Source organism: Brevibacillus choshinensis (assembly GCF_001420695.1).
In the GTDB taxonomy this organism is placed as follows: domain Bacteria; phylum Bacillota; class Bacilli; order Brevibacillales; family Brevibacillaceae; genus Brevibacillus; species Brevibacillus choshinensis.
Window position 1 is genome coordinate 1349777 of the sequence record NZ_LJJB01000013.1, and the last position, 17706, is coordinate 1367482.

Annotated in this window: 19 protein-coding genes, 1 pseudogene and 1 riboswitch; of the genes and pseudogenes, 5 read left to right on the forward strand and 15 right to left on the reverse strand. The window is 49.5% G+C overall.

From position 1 onward, the window contains the following. The first annotated feature begins 8 nt into the window (after positions 1-8). The 3 genes from AN963_RS26815 (at position 9) to AN963_RS26825 (ending at position 3095) form a co-directional block, all read left to right on the forward strand. Entirely contained in the window at positions 9-308 is a 300-nt protein-coding gene (locus AN963_RS26815) for an iron-sulfur cluster biosynthesis family protein (protein WP_055747547.1), read from the forward strand. 103 nt (positions 309-411) lie between these two features. Next, complete coding sequence (locus AN963_RS26820; protein ID WP_055747548.1) at positions 412-1527, forward strand: site-2 protease family protein; 1116 nt, start codon at positions 412-414, stop codon at positions 1525-1527. A gap of 227 nt (positions 1528-1754) precedes the next feature. Then, positions 1755-3095, forward strand: coding sequence for a hemolysin family protein (locus AN963_RS26825; RefSeq protein WP_083497071.1), 1341 nt, complete (start codon positions 1755-1757; stop codon positions 3093-3095). A gap of 75 nt (positions 3096-3170) precedes the next feature. On the opposite strand, the gene AN963_RS26830 is transcribed toward AN963_RS26825, so the two are convergent. The 6 genes from AN963_RS26830 to atoS form a co-directional block, all read right to left on the reverse strand. Further along, the gene (locus AN963_RS26830) at positions 3171-4148 is read right to left on the reverse strand and encodes a cation diffusion facilitator family transporter (RefSeq protein WP_055747550.1); all 978 of its coding nucleotides are present in this window, start codon (positions 4146-4148) and stop codon (positions 3171-3173) included. Positions 4149-4309: 161 nt separating this feature from the next. Then, positions 4310-4624 carry a DMT family transporter gene (locus AN963_RS26835; protein ID WP_055747551.1) on the reverse strand — a complete coding sequence of 105 codons (315 nt, stop codon included), beginning with the start codon at positions 4622-4624 and terminating at the stop codon, positions 4310-4312. After that, on the reverse strand, positions 4621-4974 hold the full coding sequence (locus tag AN963_RS26840) for a DMT family transporter (protein WP_055747552.1): 354 nt from the start codon (positions 4972-4974) through the stop codon (positions 4621-4623). The genes AN963_RS26835 and AN963_RS26840 overlap by 4 nt, the downstream gene beginning before the upstream one ends. A 117-nt stretch (positions 4975-5091) precedes the next feature. After that, a riboswitch (guanidine-I (ykkC/yxkD leader) is annotated at positions 5092-5194 on the reverse strand. Positions 5195-5277: 83 nt separating this feature from the next. Further along, the gene (locus AN963_RS26845) at positions 5278-6606 is read right to left on the reverse strand and encodes a TIGR00366 family protein (protein WP_055747553.1); all 1329 of its coding nucleotides are present in this window, start codon (positions 6604-6606) and stop codon (positions 5278-5280) included. A 169-nt stretch (positions 6607-6775) separates the two neighbouring features. Then, complete coding sequence (locus tag AN963_RS26850) at positions 6776-8170, reverse strand: sigma-54-dependent transcriptional regulator (RefSeq protein ID WP_055747554.1); 1395 nt, start codon at positions 8168-8170, stop codon at positions 6776-6778. Further along, entirely contained in the window at positions 8167-9993 is a 1827-nt protein-coding gene (gene atoS / locus AN963_RS26855) for a two-component system sensor histidine kinase AtoS (RefSeq protein WP_055747555.1), read from the reverse strand. The genes AN963_RS26850 and atoS overlap by 4 nt, the downstream gene beginning before the upstream one ends. 140 nt (positions 9994-10133) lie before the next feature. Here atoS and AN963_RS26860 point away from each other — a divergent pair, with 140 nt between their 5' ends. Continuing rightward, entirely contained in the window at positions 10134-10595 is a 462-nt protein-coding gene (locus tag AN963_RS26860; RefSeq protein WP_055747556.1) for a low molecular weight protein-tyrosine-phosphatase, read from the forward strand. Between the two features lie 51 nt (positions 10596-10646). On the opposite strand, the gene AN963_RS26865 is transcribed toward AN963_RS26860, so the two are convergent. The 5 genes and pseudogenes from AN963_RS26865 to AN963_RS26885 form a co-directional block, all read right to left on the reverse strand. Then, positions 10647-11456, reverse strand: a complete 810-nt coding sequence (locus AN963_RS26865; RefSeq protein WP_055747557.1) for an alpha/beta hydrolase — start codon at positions 11454-11456, stop codon at positions 10647-10649. Between the two features lie 570 nt (positions 11457-12026). Next, positions 12027-12278 (reverse strand): annotated as a pseudogene (locus AN963_RS26875) (cupin domain-containing protein); the annotation flags it as partial. A gap of 27 nt (positions 12279-12305) precedes the next feature. Next, the gene (locus tag AN963_RS32175) at positions 12306-12563 is read right to left on the reverse strand and encodes a hypothetical protein (RefSeq protein WP_236708100.1); all 258 of its coding nucleotides are present in this window, start codon (positions 12561-12563) and stop codon (positions 12306-12308) included. Positions 12564-12605: 42 nt separating this feature from the next. Then, entirely contained in the window at positions 12606-13055 is a 450-nt protein-coding gene (locus AN963_RS32180) for a class I SAM-dependent methyltransferase (RefSeq protein WP_236708101.1), read from the reverse strand. Positions 13056-13181: 126 nt separating this feature from the next. Continuing rightward, entirely contained in the window at positions 13182-13742 is a 561-nt protein-coding gene (locus AN963_RS26885) for a DJ-1/PfpI family protein (RefSeq protein ID WP_055747559.1), read from the reverse strand. A 145-nt stretch (positions 13743-13887) separates the two neighbouring features. Here AN963_RS26885 and AN963_RS26890 point away from each other — a divergent pair, with 145 nt between their 5' ends. Further along, entirely contained in the window at positions 13888-14295 is a 408-nt protein-coding gene (locus AN963_RS26890; protein WP_055747560.1) for a winged helix-turn-helix transcriptional regulator, read from the forward strand. Between the two features lie 25 nt (positions 14296-14320). Here AN963_RS26890 and motB read toward each other — a convergent pair whose 3' ends face one another. The 4 genes from motB to AN963_RS26910 form a co-directional block, all read right to left on the reverse strand. After that, entirely contained in the window at positions 14321-15130 is an 810-nt protein-coding gene (gene motB, locus AN963_RS26895) for a flagellar motor protein MotB (RefSeq protein ID WP_055747561.1), read from the reverse strand. Beyond that, a complete protein-coding gene (gene motA / locus AN963_RS26900; protein ID WP_055747562.1) occupies positions 15123-15926 on the reverse strand; it encodes a flagellar motor stator protein MotA in 804 nt (267 codons plus the stop codon). Before motA ends, motB begins: the two co-directional genes overlap by 8 nt. Positions 15927-16109: 183 nt before the next feature. After that, positions 16110-16841 carry a ZIP family metal transporter gene (locus AN963_RS26905; protein ID WP_055747563.1) on the reverse strand — a complete coding sequence of 244 codons (732 nt, stop codon included), beginning with the start codon at positions 16839-16841 and terminating at the stop codon, positions 16110-16112. 112 nt (positions 16842-16953) lie between these two features. Continuing rightward, complete coding sequence (locus tag AN963_RS26910; RefSeq protein ID WP_055747564.1) at positions 16954-17556, reverse strand: flavin reductase family protein; 603 nt, start codon at positions 17554-17556, stop codon at positions 16954-16956. Positions 17557-17706: the final 150 nt, after the last annotated feature.

The window sequence follows — 17706 nt, forward strand, 5'->3', positions numbered from 1 at the left end:
GCATACCCATGAGTATCACGCTTACAATCGAGCCAGCATTCGCTCTCGCTTATCAACGCTATGCTGAATTTGCTCCAGGTGACGTCCTGCGTCTGTACGTTCGGACGAGTGGTCCTGGCACAGGCGGCTTATTTTATGCCATTGAAAAAGATGAAGTTATGCAAGACGATGCGGTTTTTGAAAGTGAAGGGCTGCGTTTTGTCATTCGTCCAAACGACTTTTGGTACTTTGACGGCGGACAGCTCAGCTATAACCCCTCGTATGGTGAATACGGCTTTTCCTTTTCCAATCCTCGCTTGGAAGACTAGACTCCTTTGCATGTGACCACTCTCGAAGCGAAACCATCAAGAAACTTTTCCTTAGGATAGTCGTATACATCAAAGACTGCGATGACGTATGGGAGGAACCCTGATGAAAAAAAGCCGTTCGGTCCTCTTGGCCATCGGTGCCTTTTTATTGACCAATTTAAAATGGTTGCTGGGAATTCTGAAGTTTTCCAAATTCGGCACGACCCTGCTGTCGATGATTATCAGCCTCTGGGCTTATGCTGTTTTTTACGGATGGAAATTCGCAGCTGCACTGGTGTATCTGATCTTTGTTCATGAAATGGGGCATGTCATAGCCGCCAAACGAAAAGGGATCGCTACGTCCCCCGCTGTCTTTATTCCATTTGCCGGGGCGTTTATTTCCATGAAGGACACTCCTAGAGACGCTAGCACAGAGGCCTACCTCGCCTACGGTGGCCCGCTCGCTGGTATGATTGCCTTCTTGCCCGCTCTGCCGCTCTATTGGTGGACGCACGATCCGTTTTGGGCATTGGTGATTTATCTCGGCGCTTTGCTCAATCTGTTCAACCTGATGCCGATTTCACCCCTGGACGGCGGACGCATCGTCTCTGTTCTCTCCACCAAGATATGGTTCATCGGTTTGGTCGGGCTAGGAGTGATGCTGTTTTCGAATCCTGGGCCGCTCATGGTCTTCATTTTCATCATCGGGCTGATCACCTGGTGGAGCCGATTACGCGAGGGCTACCAGCACCAAGTCCTCCAGTATGAACGGGAGCATCTACATGGCTTCCTGTATGAGATCGCACAGTGGCCACATCTGGAATCGTCCTGGAACAAACGAGTCGAGTTGAACCAGGAAATCGACCTCTTGGAAAAGACGGAGCCGCCAAAAGGCTATCTCGTCCCCTTTGTGCAGGATGAAAAACGTTTCAAGCGCGATCGATTGCGTTTAGATAAGGTATATATGCACCGAAAATGGGACTTGTTTAAACAATGGGAGCGCGAGCCTGTCTTGTTCATTGATGGCAACCCCTTCCAGCCGGCTCCCTCGACCGTCTTGGCAGAAGCGGAGCAAAAAGCCATGCAGCGCTTGGCAGAGGTAGATGAACAAATGCATCGACTCACGACATACTACACGGCACCAGCCTCCACCAAATGGAAGGTGTTGGTCGCCTATCTCGCTCTCGCTGCCGTCCTGTCCGCCTTCTTCATGTACGGTCAGCAGTTGCTCGGGCGTTGAGTCTAGATCCAGCGTGCAAACGTCCGGCATTTTGCAACCGGACGTTTGACCATCTATGACCTTCTCAGAGCGCAAAAACGTGCGATACGGTTATCTGACAGACGCTCTTCACAACCAACAGGTCCGTAGCGCCCACTAAGGAGGTTTATCGGCTTTGTCGACTCTCCGAAAAGTTTGTAAAATAGAAAGTGTACTTTCATTAAATTCCAGAGAGGATGACTATTTACTTGGATAGCGTTCCGATAGTGCTCAACCTACTGCTTGTCATTTTTCTAGTCTTTCTGAACGGCTTTTTCGTAGCCGCAGAGTTTGCTCTCGTGAAGGTGCGGCAAACGCGCCTGACACAGATGGTCAACGAAGGTAACAAACGAGCTGCCTTTGCCCAAAAAGTCACCCAAAAGCTGGACGCATACTTGTCCGCCTGTCAGGTAGGTATTACGCTTGCCTCACTGGGTCTTGGTTGGGTCGGAGAACCTGCGATTGCTCACATGATCGTAGAACCTTTGCTTGGCTCGTCAGGACTTCCTGATTACGCGATCTCTGCCATCTCGTTCGGTGTAGCATTTGCGATTATCACGTTCTTGCACATCGTACTCGGTGAATTGGCACCAAAATCATTAGCTATTCAGAAAGCAGAAGCGACTTCGCTGTGGGTTGCTGCGCCATTAATGTTCTTCTACAAATTGCTCTACCCGGCTATCTGGTTCTTGAACGGGACAGCCAACGCGCTCATGAAACGATTGGGTATGGAACCGATTTCGGAACATGAAGCGGCGCACACGGAAGAAGAAATTCGCATTCTCGTAAACCAAAGCCATCAAAGCGGACATATCGACCAGACTGAATTGTCGTTGGTGGAACACGTTTTTGACTTCTCCGAAACCTTGGCTCGGGAGACGATGATCCCGCGCATCGACATGGTTTGCTTATATACCTCGAATACGTTTGAAGAAAATCTGGAGATCATCCGCACGCAACGACACACTCGTTTCCCTGTAGCGGATGAGGACAAAGACAACATCATCGGTTTTGTCCATGCTACCGATTTCTATCTGTCCGCCCTGCAAGATGGGCATGTCGATCTGGCTGAGCTGCTCCGTCCGGTCCTCACCGTTCCGGAAACGATGGAGATCAGTACGGTATTGCGCCTCATGCAGAAAAAGCGTTCGCAGCTTGCGATCGTCATCGATGAATACGGTGGTACTGCTGGTCTGGTAACCATGGAGGACATCCTGGAAGAAATCGTCGGGGACATTCAAGACGAATTTGACGAAGAACGACCTGAAATCGAAAAAGTCGAAAACGGTCTCTCTGTTTCTGGTATGCTCACCCTCGCGGATCTGAATGATCATATTCCGTTTGATCTCGAATCGGAGGACGTAGACACGATCGGTGGCTGGTTGTACAGCCAACTGGAAGAAGAAATCGCAGTCGGTGCGATTGTCGAGTGGGAAAATTACTTGTTCACCGTCAAACAGATGGATAATCACCGCGTGACTCGTGTCTTGATTAAGGAGTTACCTCCGAAAGAAGCTGAAGCTTCAGAGGCGTTGCAGACTGTTTCTTAAATGAATATCTAGTGTAAAAGGAACGCCCCGATCCAGCCGTTACGGCTTTGGAAAGGGGCGTTTTTTGATCGAGTATCACGTGCTTTCTATTACTTTGCTCTGCTCCCAGTCACGGACGCCGTTGTCTTCGAGAATTCCCATCGTTACGTCGCTGATGTCTGGGTCGGTAAGTATGCTGTCACGAATTCGGTACTTGATGTCATCAGCCACGGCGAGCGTCAGACCTGTACGCAGCTCCACATAGCACTCGACATGGTAAAAGCGACCTTCCTGAACAATCCGTAAACGGTTGATATCGGTCACGTCCGGATCGGCGAAAATGATCTTGGCGACACGATCCTCGATTTCTTTTGGCGCAGCTACACCGATCAGACCGACCATGTTATCGTAGCCTACCTTGAACGCGACACCGATCATCAACACACCGATCAGCATCGTCGCAATCCCGTCCAACAGGGCAAAGGAAGAAAATTGAGTCACAATCACCGCAATCAGTGCCAGCAGAGCTCCTGTCGTCGCTACAATATCTTCGTAAAATACAAGGCGTGTCGGGGGTGCAGCGCGGCCTACATTGCGGAATGCCGCCGGAATGATCGCCCATCCCTTTGCATCTACTCGCGTCTCATGGACGATTTCTTTCATCGCTTTTACCAAGACATACCCATCCACGACAATCGCGAGAAGTAGAATCCAAAAATTGACCCAGAAATGACTAGCGTGAGCGGGTTCCTTGATGAGATGCAGTCCTTCCATGATCGTCTCATACGCCATGACAGTGACGACGATCACCGCAATCATACAAAAGAGATTGATGACGCGGCCAAAACCGGTGGGAAAGCGTGGTGTTGGCTTTTTTTCTGCTAAAACGCTGCCGAAAAAAACAAAGCCTTGGTTTACCGCATCTGCAACCGAGTGCATGGCAGAGGCAAACATAGCCCCACTGCCACTGTACGTAGCTGCCAACCCTTTGACGATCGCTAGACCCGTATTGCCCAGGGCCGCGGTTGCAGAAGACATGTTACCCTTTTTTAACGTTGCCCAAAGAGAGCCCATCCTGCTATGTATCCTCCTCATAACAAATCAAGTTCAGGTCATGCACGTTTTATTATACTATTCCCTGCCAGCATACGGATGGTGCTTTTGACGAAAAAGGTAAATAATTGAAAAGAGACAGGCGCATATGCAACCCTGTCTCTTTTGACGTTATTTTTCAATTAGCCAATCAGTTTGAGCCCCGCCACTGACACGATGACGAGTGCGATGCAAGCGATGCGCAGTGTATCACGCGGTTCTCCGTACACGAGCATCCCTACCAACGCACTACCGACAGTTCCAATCCCAGTCCACACGGCATAGGCTGTCCCCATCGCGATCTCTTTCATCGAAATCGTGAGCAGAATAAAGCTGAGCGTGAAGCCGCCGATCAGTACCGCGTAAGAGCGCAGCGACGGCTTTTGGTTGACCTGTGTAATCCCCATGACCCCAACTACTTCAAAGCAGCCGGCCAAAATCAATGATATCCATGTCATGCCGCTTCACCTTCCTTCCGCGGATGATCCTCGTGTTCGGGTGTCACCAGTTTCAACCCGATGATCCCCACCAGCAACAATGCGATCAATCCGACCTTTGCCCAGCTGAATGGTTCGCCGAACAAGACCATCTCACTGATGACCGTACCTGCTGTCCCCAACCCTACGAACACCGCATAGACCGTACTTGTGGGCAATTTCTTCCCTGAGTAAATCAGTACGGCAAAGCTAACCACAAGGGCGATAACCGTTACGGCCCACGTCAGCAAACTGTCTGCATGCTTGAGCCCGGCAACCCAGACGACCTCAAATACACCTGCGACAACGACAAGAAGCCAATTTTTTCCCATAGCGACATGCTCTCCCCTCTGTACCCGTATCATTCCCCTACACATCAGGTCAGGTTCATCGAAAAAGAAACTGCTTTTTCCACGCAAAAAAAGCCTCGGTCGAATACCAACTCGATATTCTCCCGGGCTTTTATCCCTCCGTGTACACGGCATTGCCGTGGGTTTTCTCTCGGTCCAGACCGGAGCTTTTCGCATCCGCGGAACCCTAGAAAACTCTGGGTATGAAGTTAGGTGTCTTTGTTTTGATTCACTCTAATTTATCACAAAACTTTCTCCGGCTCAATGGCTGTTCTTGGATCCTGTCTAGAAAAAGGACAATCCGACGGCAAAGATAATACCGGAGACCAAGAGCGTAGTCACGCAATACCCCATGATGTCACGCACTCCGAGTCCAGCAATAGCGAGTGCGGGTAAAGCCCAGAACGGCTGAGCCATGTTCATCCATGCTTCCCCGTAGGCGATCGCCATCGCTGCGATCCCTGCATCTACCCCAAGCTGCTGCGCCGCTGGCATGATGAATGGACCTTGAACGACCCAGTGACCGCCACCGGAAGGCACGAAGAAGTTTACGAAACCGGAGCTGAGGAACGCGAGGAACGGGAATGTCTCAGGTGTGGAAATGGAGATGAAAGCGTTCGTCATCATTCCACCCAATCCCGATTGTTCCATCATGCCTTGAATACCCGCGTAAAACGGGAATTGAATCAAGATTCCAGCTGTGCCCTTTGCCGCGTTTCCAACTGCTTTCATATAAGAGAGCGGTGTACCATGCAGAAGCAATCCCGTGACAAAGAAGAGCAGGTTGACTGTATTGATGTCTACTTTGAATCCTTTGTTCGCAAAGTAATAAATCAAGTAAGAGAAGCCCAATGCACAAATGATGACAGTCAAAATCCGGCTGTTCTCCATCACTGTCGCAAACGTTTTCTCAGACGGTGCAGCCACCTCTGCTGTCGCAGCAACTTCCTCTTTTGCAAACAGCTGTGGATCAATTTCCACGACTTCCTTGCCCGTTGGCATCATCAAGCGCGTCATGATCGGCAGCGCGATCAACAAAGCAATGGTAATGAACAGATTGTAGCCCGTGAAGATCGTATCGGTAAGTGGGATCAGACCAACTGATTTTTCCATTGGGTTACCTGCTGTGGCTGCTGTCAGTGGGACGGAGCCAGAAAGTCCCCCATGCCACGTCAAAAAGCCGATGTATGCACAAGCAATCAAAAAGCGATAGTCAGAACCAGGTACGCGCTTCGCTACCTCTTTGGCAAACAGTGCTCCTACAATCAATCCAAAACCCCAGTTGATCAGACAGGCTAGGGCAGAACCGAGCGTGACAAGAATGACACCCTGTACTGGTGTTTTGGCAATACCTGCAAGTCGAGTCAGGCTACGGCTTACGAGCGGTGAGCTGGCCAGTGCGTGACCTGTCACCAGTACGAGGGCCATTTGCATGGCAAAGGCGAGCAGATTCCAGAAGCCACTTCCCCAGAATTGAACCATCTGAATCGGACCATGATCCGTAAAGATAAGACCACTAGCAAACAAAATGATGGTGAGAATAAGGGCAAAGACAAACGGGTCTGGCAAAAACTTTTGAACCAAAGTCGAGAAGAAACGTGACAACGCTTTCATGAAAGTCCTCCTTACTTGCTATGCGTTCTACCACTCCCCTCTATTACAAGAATCGTACCAACTGCTTTTTTCTTCGTAAAATGGCGCCATCTATAGGTTTTACAGAAGATGGAAATCAAAAAAGTGTGTAAAAAGTAAACCTTCCGCCTACTTTTTACACACTTTGCTTTTATTCTTCTGACACGTCTATTACATACATATCCATTTTGTACAACAGCGCACTGCGTGAGATTCCTAGCCGCTTGGCAGTTCGTAGCCTGTTTCCTTTTTCTCGCTGCAAGGCTCGTGTAATCGCTTCTTTCTCGACTTCCTGTACGATGTCCTTCATGGAACGATCCTCATAACGAATACCGAGCTTTTCCGCTTCCGTTTGTGTCTCCAGTCTGGATTCCTCCAGATGCGCTTGAACATGCTCCGGTAGGATGGCTGGCCCGCTCGCAAGCACAACTGCTCGCTCGATCGTATTTTCGAGCTGCCTCACATTTCCTGGCCAGGGATACGCATTCAGTACTTCCACGGCAGCAGGTGACAAATAGCAGCCTTCTTTACCCGTCTCACGGCCATACTTGATTAAAAAGTGACGAATCAAAAGGGGGATGTCCTCTTTGCGATCGCGTAGTGGCGGCATTAGAATAGGAACGACATTTAGACGATAGTATAAATCTTCTCGGAACAATTCTTGACGGATTCTTTCTCGCAAGTCGCGGTTGGTGGCAGCAATGATGCGAACATCTACAGGTATGGGCTCCACTCCTCCGAGCCTGACCAGCGTTCGCTCCTGTAATACACGCAGCAGCTTCACCTGCAGAGAGGGAGTGAGCTCTCCTACTTCATCGAGAAACAGCGTCCCTCCATTGGCCGCTTCAAACAGTCCTTGCTTGCGGACGACGGCTCCCGTAAACGCCCCTTTTTCGTATCCGAACAGCTCGCTCTCCAGCAGTTTCTCCGGGATGGCCCCACAATTCACAGGAATCAGAGGCTGGTCTGCTCTCGGACTATTGGTATGGATCGCCCTCGCGATCAGCTCCTTGCCCGTACCACTTTCCCCTTGGATCAGCACAGTCGCTTTGGACATGCTCACCTTGCCTACCAGCTTGTACACTTCCTGCATGGCTAGGCTCAATCCTACCAGAAACCCAGGGCTGTCCGCCCTTTCTTCTGGAGATGGGCGCATGCTTCCATCCTCTTCGCTCGTTTCAGGCTGGTGCATGGCTTTGGCGACTACCTGCTTGACCTGTGTGAGATCAAACGGCTTTTGCACATAATCGTAAGCCCCCAATCGCATCGCTTCCATCACGTCATTGGCAGACCCGTAGGCAGTCATCATAACCACGCTAGGACTCGGTCCCTTCCTCTGCTTTAATCGGCGAAGCGTCTCCATGCCGTCCAATTCCGGCATACGTAAGTCCAGAAGCATGACCTCTGGCTGATACACCTCCATCTGCTCCAGCGCCTCTACTCCGCTCGCCGCCTCTTTCGTATCGTAGCCTGCCTTGCGTAAGCTCGTGGACAAGGCTTTTCTCACATTGGCTTCATCATCCACCAACAGGATTCGTCTCTTCATCTCTCTACCTCCTCCCATCTGCCCGGCAACGCCACTGTAAACTGGACACCACTCGGTACGTTTTGCGCGGTGATATAGCCGCCAAAGGCGTGTACGATTCGTTGGGAAATAGCCAGTCCCAGGCCAGTGCCGGAAGGTTTTGTCGTATAAAACGGTTCAAACACGGACAGCAAGTGTTCTTCAGCTATGTGATGACCTTCATTGGTTACGTGGACGCATGCGTACTCACCGTCTTTTTCCATTCGAATCTGCACGATTCCCCCATTTGGCATCGCCTGGATCGCATTCATCAGGATATTCAGGAACACCTGCTTCAACAAATCCGGAGAAGCCAGAACATAGGGTGCATGATCCCCAAAGCATCGTTCTACCTGTATACCTTTTCCGGTTGCCCCCCGTTCAACCAGCATCACTGTCTGGTTGATCACATCCCATACGTGAATATGAACATTGGCCGATTCATCTGGTCGAGAGAAAAGCAGGAGCTCGTCAGCAAAACGATTCAGCCGCTCTACTTCCTCCACGATGATTTCCGTATACTCTCGACTGTCATGCTCTTCCGGCAATTCTTCCTCTATGATTTGGGCAAAGGCTTTGATGGATGTGAGCGGATTTCGCACTTCATGGGCGATACTGGCCGCCCATTCGCCAATCGCAGCCAAACGTTCCGCCTGTGCCAGCCTCATCTCCATCCGCTTCCATTGTGTTCGCTCATCCAGAACCACAATGGCTCCGAGTACTTGGTCTGTCGGGCTGACCCAGATGGAGGTTCCTACCTTTACGTAGCGTAGTCCCATTTCCGCGTGTTGAAATTCCCACTCCGCATCTCGGATCGTTCTGCCATACGTCAATGTCTCTGACAACAGCTCCACAAATGGCTTGCTTTGGGCAAACACATCCGTGTACGCTTTTCCCATGACCTGTACTGCTGATAAACCGGTCACTTTCGTCGCTGCCTCATTCCACGATGTGATATTCCCTTTCCCATCCAGTGCAAGAACCCCGCTATCCATGCTTTGCATGATCGTTTCCGTATGAGTCCGACTTACCTGCAGCTCTCCTGCCATTTTGTTGATCGCCTCTGATATTTCTCCTGGCTCCCCCTCCAATCGCCTCATTCGAAATGACAAATCCAGACTGAGCTTTCTCAATCCAGCTTTGATTTCTTCCAGAAGCGCTTCCAACCGATGAACCATCAACCCACTCGCCACTGCTGCGATCAAGCAGCCGATGCCAGAAATCGCATAGATACTCCTGCGCATTCCAGCCAACTGCACATCAATATTACTCATCAGCTCATTGGCCCATGTATAGCCAATCATTTTTCCATTTCTTTGGAGAGGATACATCGCATTCATGATATTGCCCCTGACCTGCTCTCCGATGGCGATTTCCGGCTTTCCGCTCTCCATCACCAACCGTCCGAAATGAGCTCGAGAAATCGATTCACCTACGTGAAACTTCATCTCTTGGCTTGGTCCGTATGTAACGATCGCATCCAGATCTGCCGCATAATACCCGACTCCGATGCCAGGATGCTCGGAGGCAATTCGATCTGTAAGCGGTTGCAACGCTTGGTTGATATATTCAATTTTTTGTTCGCGCGATGCCTCTTGCACGCCGAGCTTTTTGGTCAGATCGTCATAATCTTTTGGCAGAGCAATGTCCAGCTGTTGGGTAATGGCGATCAGCTTTTGCTTTTTTTCTTCCAGCAGCGCTTGTTCGGCCGCATGCAGCAGGACCATCCCCGTAATCAAAATGGGCAGGATCGTCACTGCAACGACAGAGGCTATCAGACGAATCCGATAAAAATAAGCTTTCAATAGTCATTCCTCGCTTTACAAATCCTCTTCTATGTTATTCTAACATACAGAATCTACTCATTTTCTATAACAAAACGGTCATGACCGTTTTGTTTGACCACGAGCAGTCACATCCACTTTTATGAAAAAGGAGTATACTCATGACCCATGTATTATTTGTGTGCCTAGGTAATATTTGTCGATCCCCCATGGCAGAAGCTGTCTTTCGTCACCTCGTCGAAGCCAAAGGCTTGTCCGGACAAATCTCGATTGACTCAGCAGGAATTGGCGGCTGGCATGCGGGAGAGCGACCACACGCGGGAACCCAGAAGATTTTGAAAGAAAAGGGCATCGCTCACGATACATTGCGTGCCCGCCAAATTTCCCCAGATGATTTTGCTGCCTATGATTACGTCGTTTGCATGGACGAGGAAAATCTGTCTGCGTTGATGCGAATGGCTCCCTCTGGCAAAAAGGTGTACCGGCTGCTTGACTTTGCGACTGCCGCAAACGAGCAAAACGTGGAAGACCCGTATTACACCGGACGCTTTTCCTACGTGTATGATCTTGTGGAGGACGGCTGCAACGGGCTATTGGAGCATATCCAAGCAAAAAAGGGATAGCCACATCGTGGGCTATCCCTTTTGCTTTTTCTTTTCACATGGACTTGGCTATCAAACCGCTACAATTTCTTGTTCCGTCTGCTCTCTCAGCCATTTTACGGTGCTACCAATCAACCGTTGATAGCTGTCTGCTGCCGAGAACGTATGATCACCACCGATGATGATCTCCGTCTCGCAACGGCCCCGTCTGCGTAGCCGAAGCTCGCGCTCATAATGGAACATGGCGTCCACCGCGATCACGTCGTCACGATTGCCATGCAACACCAGTGCGTCACCTTCAAAATGCTTGGCTTGGCGCAAAGGAAGCGCACCATTCAACGATTGGAAAAAGCGATCCTGAAGCAAGTAACCGCGATGGGCTGTTCTACCGGTCAGTAATGCTTCCTGGTATTCTTTTTCGCCCACGATCCGTACGATGTCGTCATAGGGTCTGGCGACTGCCGCCCACAAAACGAGCGACTGAATGCGCTTTTCCTGGCTTGCGGTCAGCATGGAGACGGCACCACCCAGGCTGTGACCGATGAGGCTGACGCGATCTGGATCGATGTTCTCCAACGCAAAAGCGTAATCGAGGACGTCACGGGTCTGGCTCAGCAGGACGTCCAGTCCACCTGCCCCGTAGTCACCACCACTTTCCCCGCACCCGCCGTAGTCAAAACGCAGGACAGCAAAACCGTTGGAGGTCAGTTCTCTGGCTGCTTTGACAAACAGTCGGTCGACTCCAATACGACTGCCGATGAATCCATGGCAGATGATGACGAGTGGATGTTTTTCACTTGCTTGGCTCGTCGATCCCTCAGGTTCATGCAGGGTTGCGGCCAAGGAAATGTCCCCGCTAGGAATTTGTAAAGTCCGTTCCATTGAACTCACCTCATTTATTTTCAGTATTCCGAGTAGTTTACTTTGTTATTAGCATTATCTCCTTTGTTGCTTTGAATGTCAAGAACACGAACGGGATATATAGGGCCTAATTGAATGCTGTAGTGGTATGGCGGAAAAAGGAGAAAACGCTCTAGGTTAGTAGGGTCACTTGCATGGGGGCATCCCTGCACGGCTCCGCTTCAAAAGCGGAACGGCGTCCAAAGTTGCCGCTTCCACGAAGTTATTTCAAAGGTGGACGCTCAAACGTGTTCCGCTTTTTTCACTCCACCTCGGCCGTGACCCTAATACCTTCGCTTTTTTCTCCTTTTTCCTGGACAGCTGTTCTGGTTGAGCTGGCTTAGATCGCACCTCGTCATGCTTCGCTGTCTTCCCCTTCCTTTCTGAACCGACCTCAGTGATAGGGCGGAAAAAGGAGAATACTGATCAAGTTAAAAATAATTTGATATAGACTGAAGAAATAAAAAGTCAGCGGCAGCCACGGACTTTAAAATAAAGTCTTAGGCTGCCACTGACTTTTTCGACTATCAAAACCGTTTCTTTTGAGTTGAATCAGCTTTCTTTTAAATGGTTGTATGTTTCATCCGTTACGGGTTCCATCCATTCGGTTTCTCCCTTCTGGACATTTGTGCTTATCGCAATATGTGTAAACCAACTATCAGGGGTAGCCCCATGCCAATGTTTCACATCCGGAGCGATCTTTACTACATCTCCTTCACGAAGCACCTGTACTGGTTTGCCTTCTTCCTGATAATATCCTTTGCCACCCATAACAAGAAGAATCTGGCCACCCGCATGCTTATGAGGTCAGCCAGGGTAAAACGTCCCAGCCTACACAGGCTTCTTACACTTGATAATCATCGTAGTCGGAACAACCTTTGCCTTTTCTAGTGAATACCAGCCGTTTACATGATGCTCCTGTATTTCGTCCGGCTTACAAACATCCTCCACGACGTGCTCAATCTGAAAGCCGGCTTTGATCAGAGCATTGATATAGGAGCCGAGCTTGTATTGTTGCATAATGGCAGGCTGGCTCCATGCTTCGTGAACATAAGGGCCTTCTTCAAGGTACGACTTTTCAAGCGTCACCACACCCTCGTTACTCTTGATACGGTTATACAAGGGATGCTCTCAGCTAAAGATAAACGCACCACCCTGCTTCAGATAGCGATGAACATTTGCCAGCGTTTTTTCTAGATTTGTCGTCCATCCGATGGCGAAAATCGAAAAGACAATGTCAAAATAATCTTGCGGCATTCCTGGATCGAGCTCCATGGGCGATTCGAATAATTTGGCTTGCGGATTTGCTTGGCTCAATAGTGTTTTCGCTGTCTCAATTTGTACGGAAGACAGGTCGATCCCCCACAGCTCTCCCGCATGGCGCTGTTGCAAATACTGCAAGGAATGCCCACTCCCACAGCCCATCTCCAGCACTTTCAAATGAGTTACATCCCCAAATAAATTCAGTTCGTCCTCTCTTGGTGCAAGTGGTCCATACTCGGGAAGAGGATTTCTCCCAAAAAATCGCGGAGCTGCTTCATCCCAGCTTTTCTTGTTCGTCATCAGCGTGTCTACATTCACGTTTCCAACCCCCATGGAAATTTTATGAACGTAACTTCTATAGACATCCAAATTTCCCCTACTTGATTTTTGTTAATACAAAAAAGGACAGCGCATGCACGCTATCCCTTTCCTACTGATTATCGTTTACGCCAAAGCGTTTACTTGCTTCACAAATTCTTTCATCAAGACAGGCAGATCGTTCCACGCGTGTCCGGAGATGAGGTTGCGGTCTACGTGGAAACGAGTCTCGATGTACTTCGCTCCAGCAGCCTCTACTTCTGGGCGGCAAGCAAAGTATGCGGTCATTTCGCGGCCTTTGATATCGTCCGCGATCACGGTCAGCGCTACACTTGCATGGCACAGGATCATGATCGGTTTATCGTTTTGGAAAAAGTGGCTGGCGATTCTTCCAAAATCCTTGTGCAAACGGATGTGCTCAGGAGCTCGTCCACCCGGAATGATCAGGGCATCAAACTGCGCAGGGTCAATTTCGTCAAACGAAGCGTGGGCTTCGATCTGATATCCTCGTTTTTCCGTGAATGTCTGCCAGTCTTCGAAATCGTGCACAACGGTGTGCAGGACTTTCTTGTCAGTCGTGGAAGCAATCGTCACATCATATCCTTCCTCGAGGGAACGGTAATAAGGGTAATAAGCTTCTAACGCTTCAACGGCATCGCCGGTAAGAATCAATACTTTTTTAGACATGAGGTCCTCTCTCCTTTACAATAAGAGCATCGTCGTCTGACAAGGTTTATTATAAATAGGATTTACGAACAACATAAGAATGCACTTTTTTGTGCGGTAGTTACAAAAAGGGTACTAATGGAAAAGAACTTCAAGGAGAAGCCCTATGTCCGACATACGCAAAGAAACACTCGAAAAGATCCAAAAAGGGGACTTTACCTGCTCCAAAGAACTGACCCTGTCTATGTTCAGCGGGAAATGGAAGGTCGTCATCCTCTGGCACCTGGGAGTTGAAGGTCCTCACCGCTTTAGCGAGCTTCAACGACTGTTTCCAAAGATTACGCATAAAATGCTGACGAGCCAGCTCAAGGAGCTGATCGAGGACGGTATCGTACATCGAGAAGTATTTCCGGAGGTGCCTCCTCGAGTCGAATACTCTATGACCGAGCTAGGAATGACGCTGCTTCCTATCATTCAAATGATGTACGACTGGGGCGAACAGCGCATGGAGCAGTTAAAGCTTGAATTCCATCCCACTGCCCCCGAAGCTGCAGAGTCAAATGAAAAAGGATAGCACCTTGTGTGCTATCCTTTAATGGTTAGGGAGCCATTGTATTTTTCGGAGGAGAAGCGAGATCACGCAAGATCGCGACTTCTACCCGTCTATTCTTCGCTCGTCCCTCTGCCGTCGCATTGGATGCGACTGGGTGGTACTCGCCCATACCTGTCGCGCTGAATTTGGTCGGATTCAGATTCGGATTCTCCAGCAACACCTTGAGGAAGTTTACCGAACGCTTTGCACTCAAATCCCAGTTGGAAGGGAACTCAGCCCGATGAATCGGCACGTTGTCCGTATGCCCAGTGACGGTGACTTTTTTCGGATGTGGCACGAGCATGGAGGCCATCTCCGCAGCGAGCTTGCGTGCTTCCGGCTTCAGATCGGCTTTACCGGAGTCAAACAGTGCATTATCGAGGATCGTAATGAGCAAGCCTTCTTCCGTGAGCTTGGTCTGCAGCTTGTCCTGCAGCTTGTTTTGCTGGATATAACCTTCCAGCTGCGTTTGCAGCTTTTTCAGGTCCTCAGTCTCTTTGCGTACTGCTTCCTCCAGCTTTTTCTCTTCTTCGGTCTTCGTTTTTTCCGCTTCCTGTGCACCTTTATGGATCGTCTGTTGAGCCATGTTCGGATCAAGTGGCACCGGGCTCGGCTGATCCAAGACACCCACCCCGCCGTTTAGCGCAACGTTGAAAGACTTCACCAGCTGGTCAAACTTTTTGGCATCCATCTCACTGGACGCAAACAATACAATAAACAAGGCAAGCAACAGGGTGAGCAGGTCAGAGTAGGGTACCAGCCAAGTCTCGTCCATATGCTCTTCATGTTGAGCATGTCTTTTTGGTCGCTTAGCCATTTACCGCAGCTCCTTCCTCCTTCTTCTCTTCCTTCACCTCGGCACGCTCCTTGAATGGAATGTACACGAGCAGCTTCTGTTCGATCGCAGCTGGCGATACACCAGCCTGAATGGAAAGGAGACCTTCTACCATGATCTTCTTGATTTCAATCTCTTGCTTGGATCTGCGTTTCAGCTTGGTCGCAAATGGATGCCACAAAACATAACCGGTAAAAATACCGAGCAGTGTGGCAACGAACGCTGCGGCAATCGATACACCCAGAGCATCGATGTCACTCAAGTTGCCGAGTGCAGCGATCAGACCGACTACCGCGCCCAATACCCCAAGTGTCGGCGCATAGCTACCTGCCTGGCTAAATACCAGCGCACCTGCTTGATGGCGTTCTTCGATGGCGTGGATTTCTTCATTCAGAACATCGCGTACGAAATCTGGTTCTCCGCCGTCGATGATCATTTTCATGCCGTTTCGCAGAAATGGATCTTCAATTTCATCCGAAGTGTTTTCTAGAGCCAGCAATCCTTCACGACGAGCGATGGATGCCCAATTCATAAACTGACCGATCAACTCACGCTTACCAGGGAGTTTTTGCTCTGTAAAGAGAACCTTGAAAAGGGTGGGAATCCTTTTGATCTCCGACATCGGAAATGCGTTGAAAATGGCTGCAGCCGTACCTACGATAATAATCATGAATGCTGCTGGGTTTAATAATGCGGAGGGACTAGCGTGCTTCAAGATCATCCCGACAATTAATGCGAGAACACCTAGTACTATACCTATCAAGGTCGACTTTTCCATCGTGACACTCCCTACTTCCATAATCGAAATCTATCTATATATGGTTTCGGTAATTTTCGCCTTGATTGTGAGAGGAAGTTGCTGAAAAACTGAACTCTTTTACGAAAAGAACCTGTTCGCCCGCGTTTTCACGGGAAGGTTTATCATCGTCAAGCCAATGGCGGGCTCTGAGAAAGTTCGGCTTCAGCCAAACTGCTGGACCATTCCGATCATCACCAGCAATCCGACGATGAAGGAAAACGTAGCGGATCGCGCGTGTCCGTCCCCGTGGCTCTCCGGGATCAGCTCCTTGTACACGATATACAGCATAGCTCCTGCCGCAAACGAGAGGCCGTAGGGCACTAACCCTTCTACAAATGCAGTCAAATAATAACCGATGACGGCTGACACGATTTCGACCGCTCCGGTCAAGGTAGCGAGAATAAACGCCTTGAAACGGTTAACACGCTGATTGATTAAAAACAGCGCGACCAGAAACCCTTCCGGAGCATTTTGCAGACCGATAGCAAATGCGATCAGACCTCCCAGTCCCGGCTGTTCGCTGGAATAACTAACGCCCACAGATAAGCCTTCCGGAATGTTATGTAAAGTAATGGCTGACAAAATAAGTAATGCTTGGGAGTCCATCGAGATGTTGACCCGTGAATGCTCCAGATCAATATGCGGGATGAAGCTCTCCAACACGGTGAGCGTCAGAGTCCCTGTCAGTACACCCAGACAGATGACGTAAAAAGGCGCGTTCCCCATAGCTTGTGGAATTAGGCTAAAAGTGGCTGCTGCCACCATGATTCCAGCAGTAAAAGCCAGTAAAATATCACGCCAGCGATGCGTGACGGTTTTGAAAAACAATATGGGAAGCGCGCCTGCTCCCGTCGCCATTGCCGATAAAAAACTTCCCATAAGAAGCTGCTCCATAGGGTACCTCCACCTCGTAAATACGCTCCTTCAAATCATACCATTAAGATCGTTTGGAAGAAATTGCGTCACATGCAAAAACGCCATATCAGATGGCGTTTCTACTCCTATCTTATGTCTCGGAGCGATAAGTCTTTCCCAATTCTTCGCCCAATCCAAAGTAATGCCGAAAGTTGTACATGAGTGGATTCCAGGCCTTGGGATTCACGTAACGATCCCCGATCACGATCTGCTCATCTGCATGCACCTGTAGGACCTCCGTCTCCACAATGGCAAAGCTCCCTGCATATTCCGGAATCCGAATCTGGCGAACCACCGCTTCTAGCTGAAGCGCACACTCCCCAATTCTTTCAGGCTGAACGGACAACGACGGCACAGGTGTGAAGGAACCTGCAGCAAACTTGTCCTTTACATAGCGAAAGCCGAGATCCTGTTTGTATGGAGGCACTGGATCTCTTCCGGTTAACGAAGCGAGTGCCTCTACCTTGTGCCACATACTTGCATCGGCAAGATTAATGACACATTCAGGCCGTTGCTTGAGATTCTCCAAGCCCTGTGAGCCCATCCCTAAGCCCAAAATAACGAAATAGCCGAGTGCCCACGAAGAGGAGATCGGGCTAATATTGGTGGAGCCGTCCGCATTCTCCGTCGATAGCAAAACAACTGGCGCTCCATAATACAAAATTTTTGGTTGAATAGTCATGTGACTTCTCATCTGACAAAGTCTCCTTTTGCTGGAATGGCGTTTTCTCACTCATTTTATCCCGCTATTATTTCCATCGCCCTCGAAGTATGACTGTTCGAATTTTTGTAACCAACATCTCGATTTCCCACCATCCTTGTAGGATAATAAAGGCATGACTTG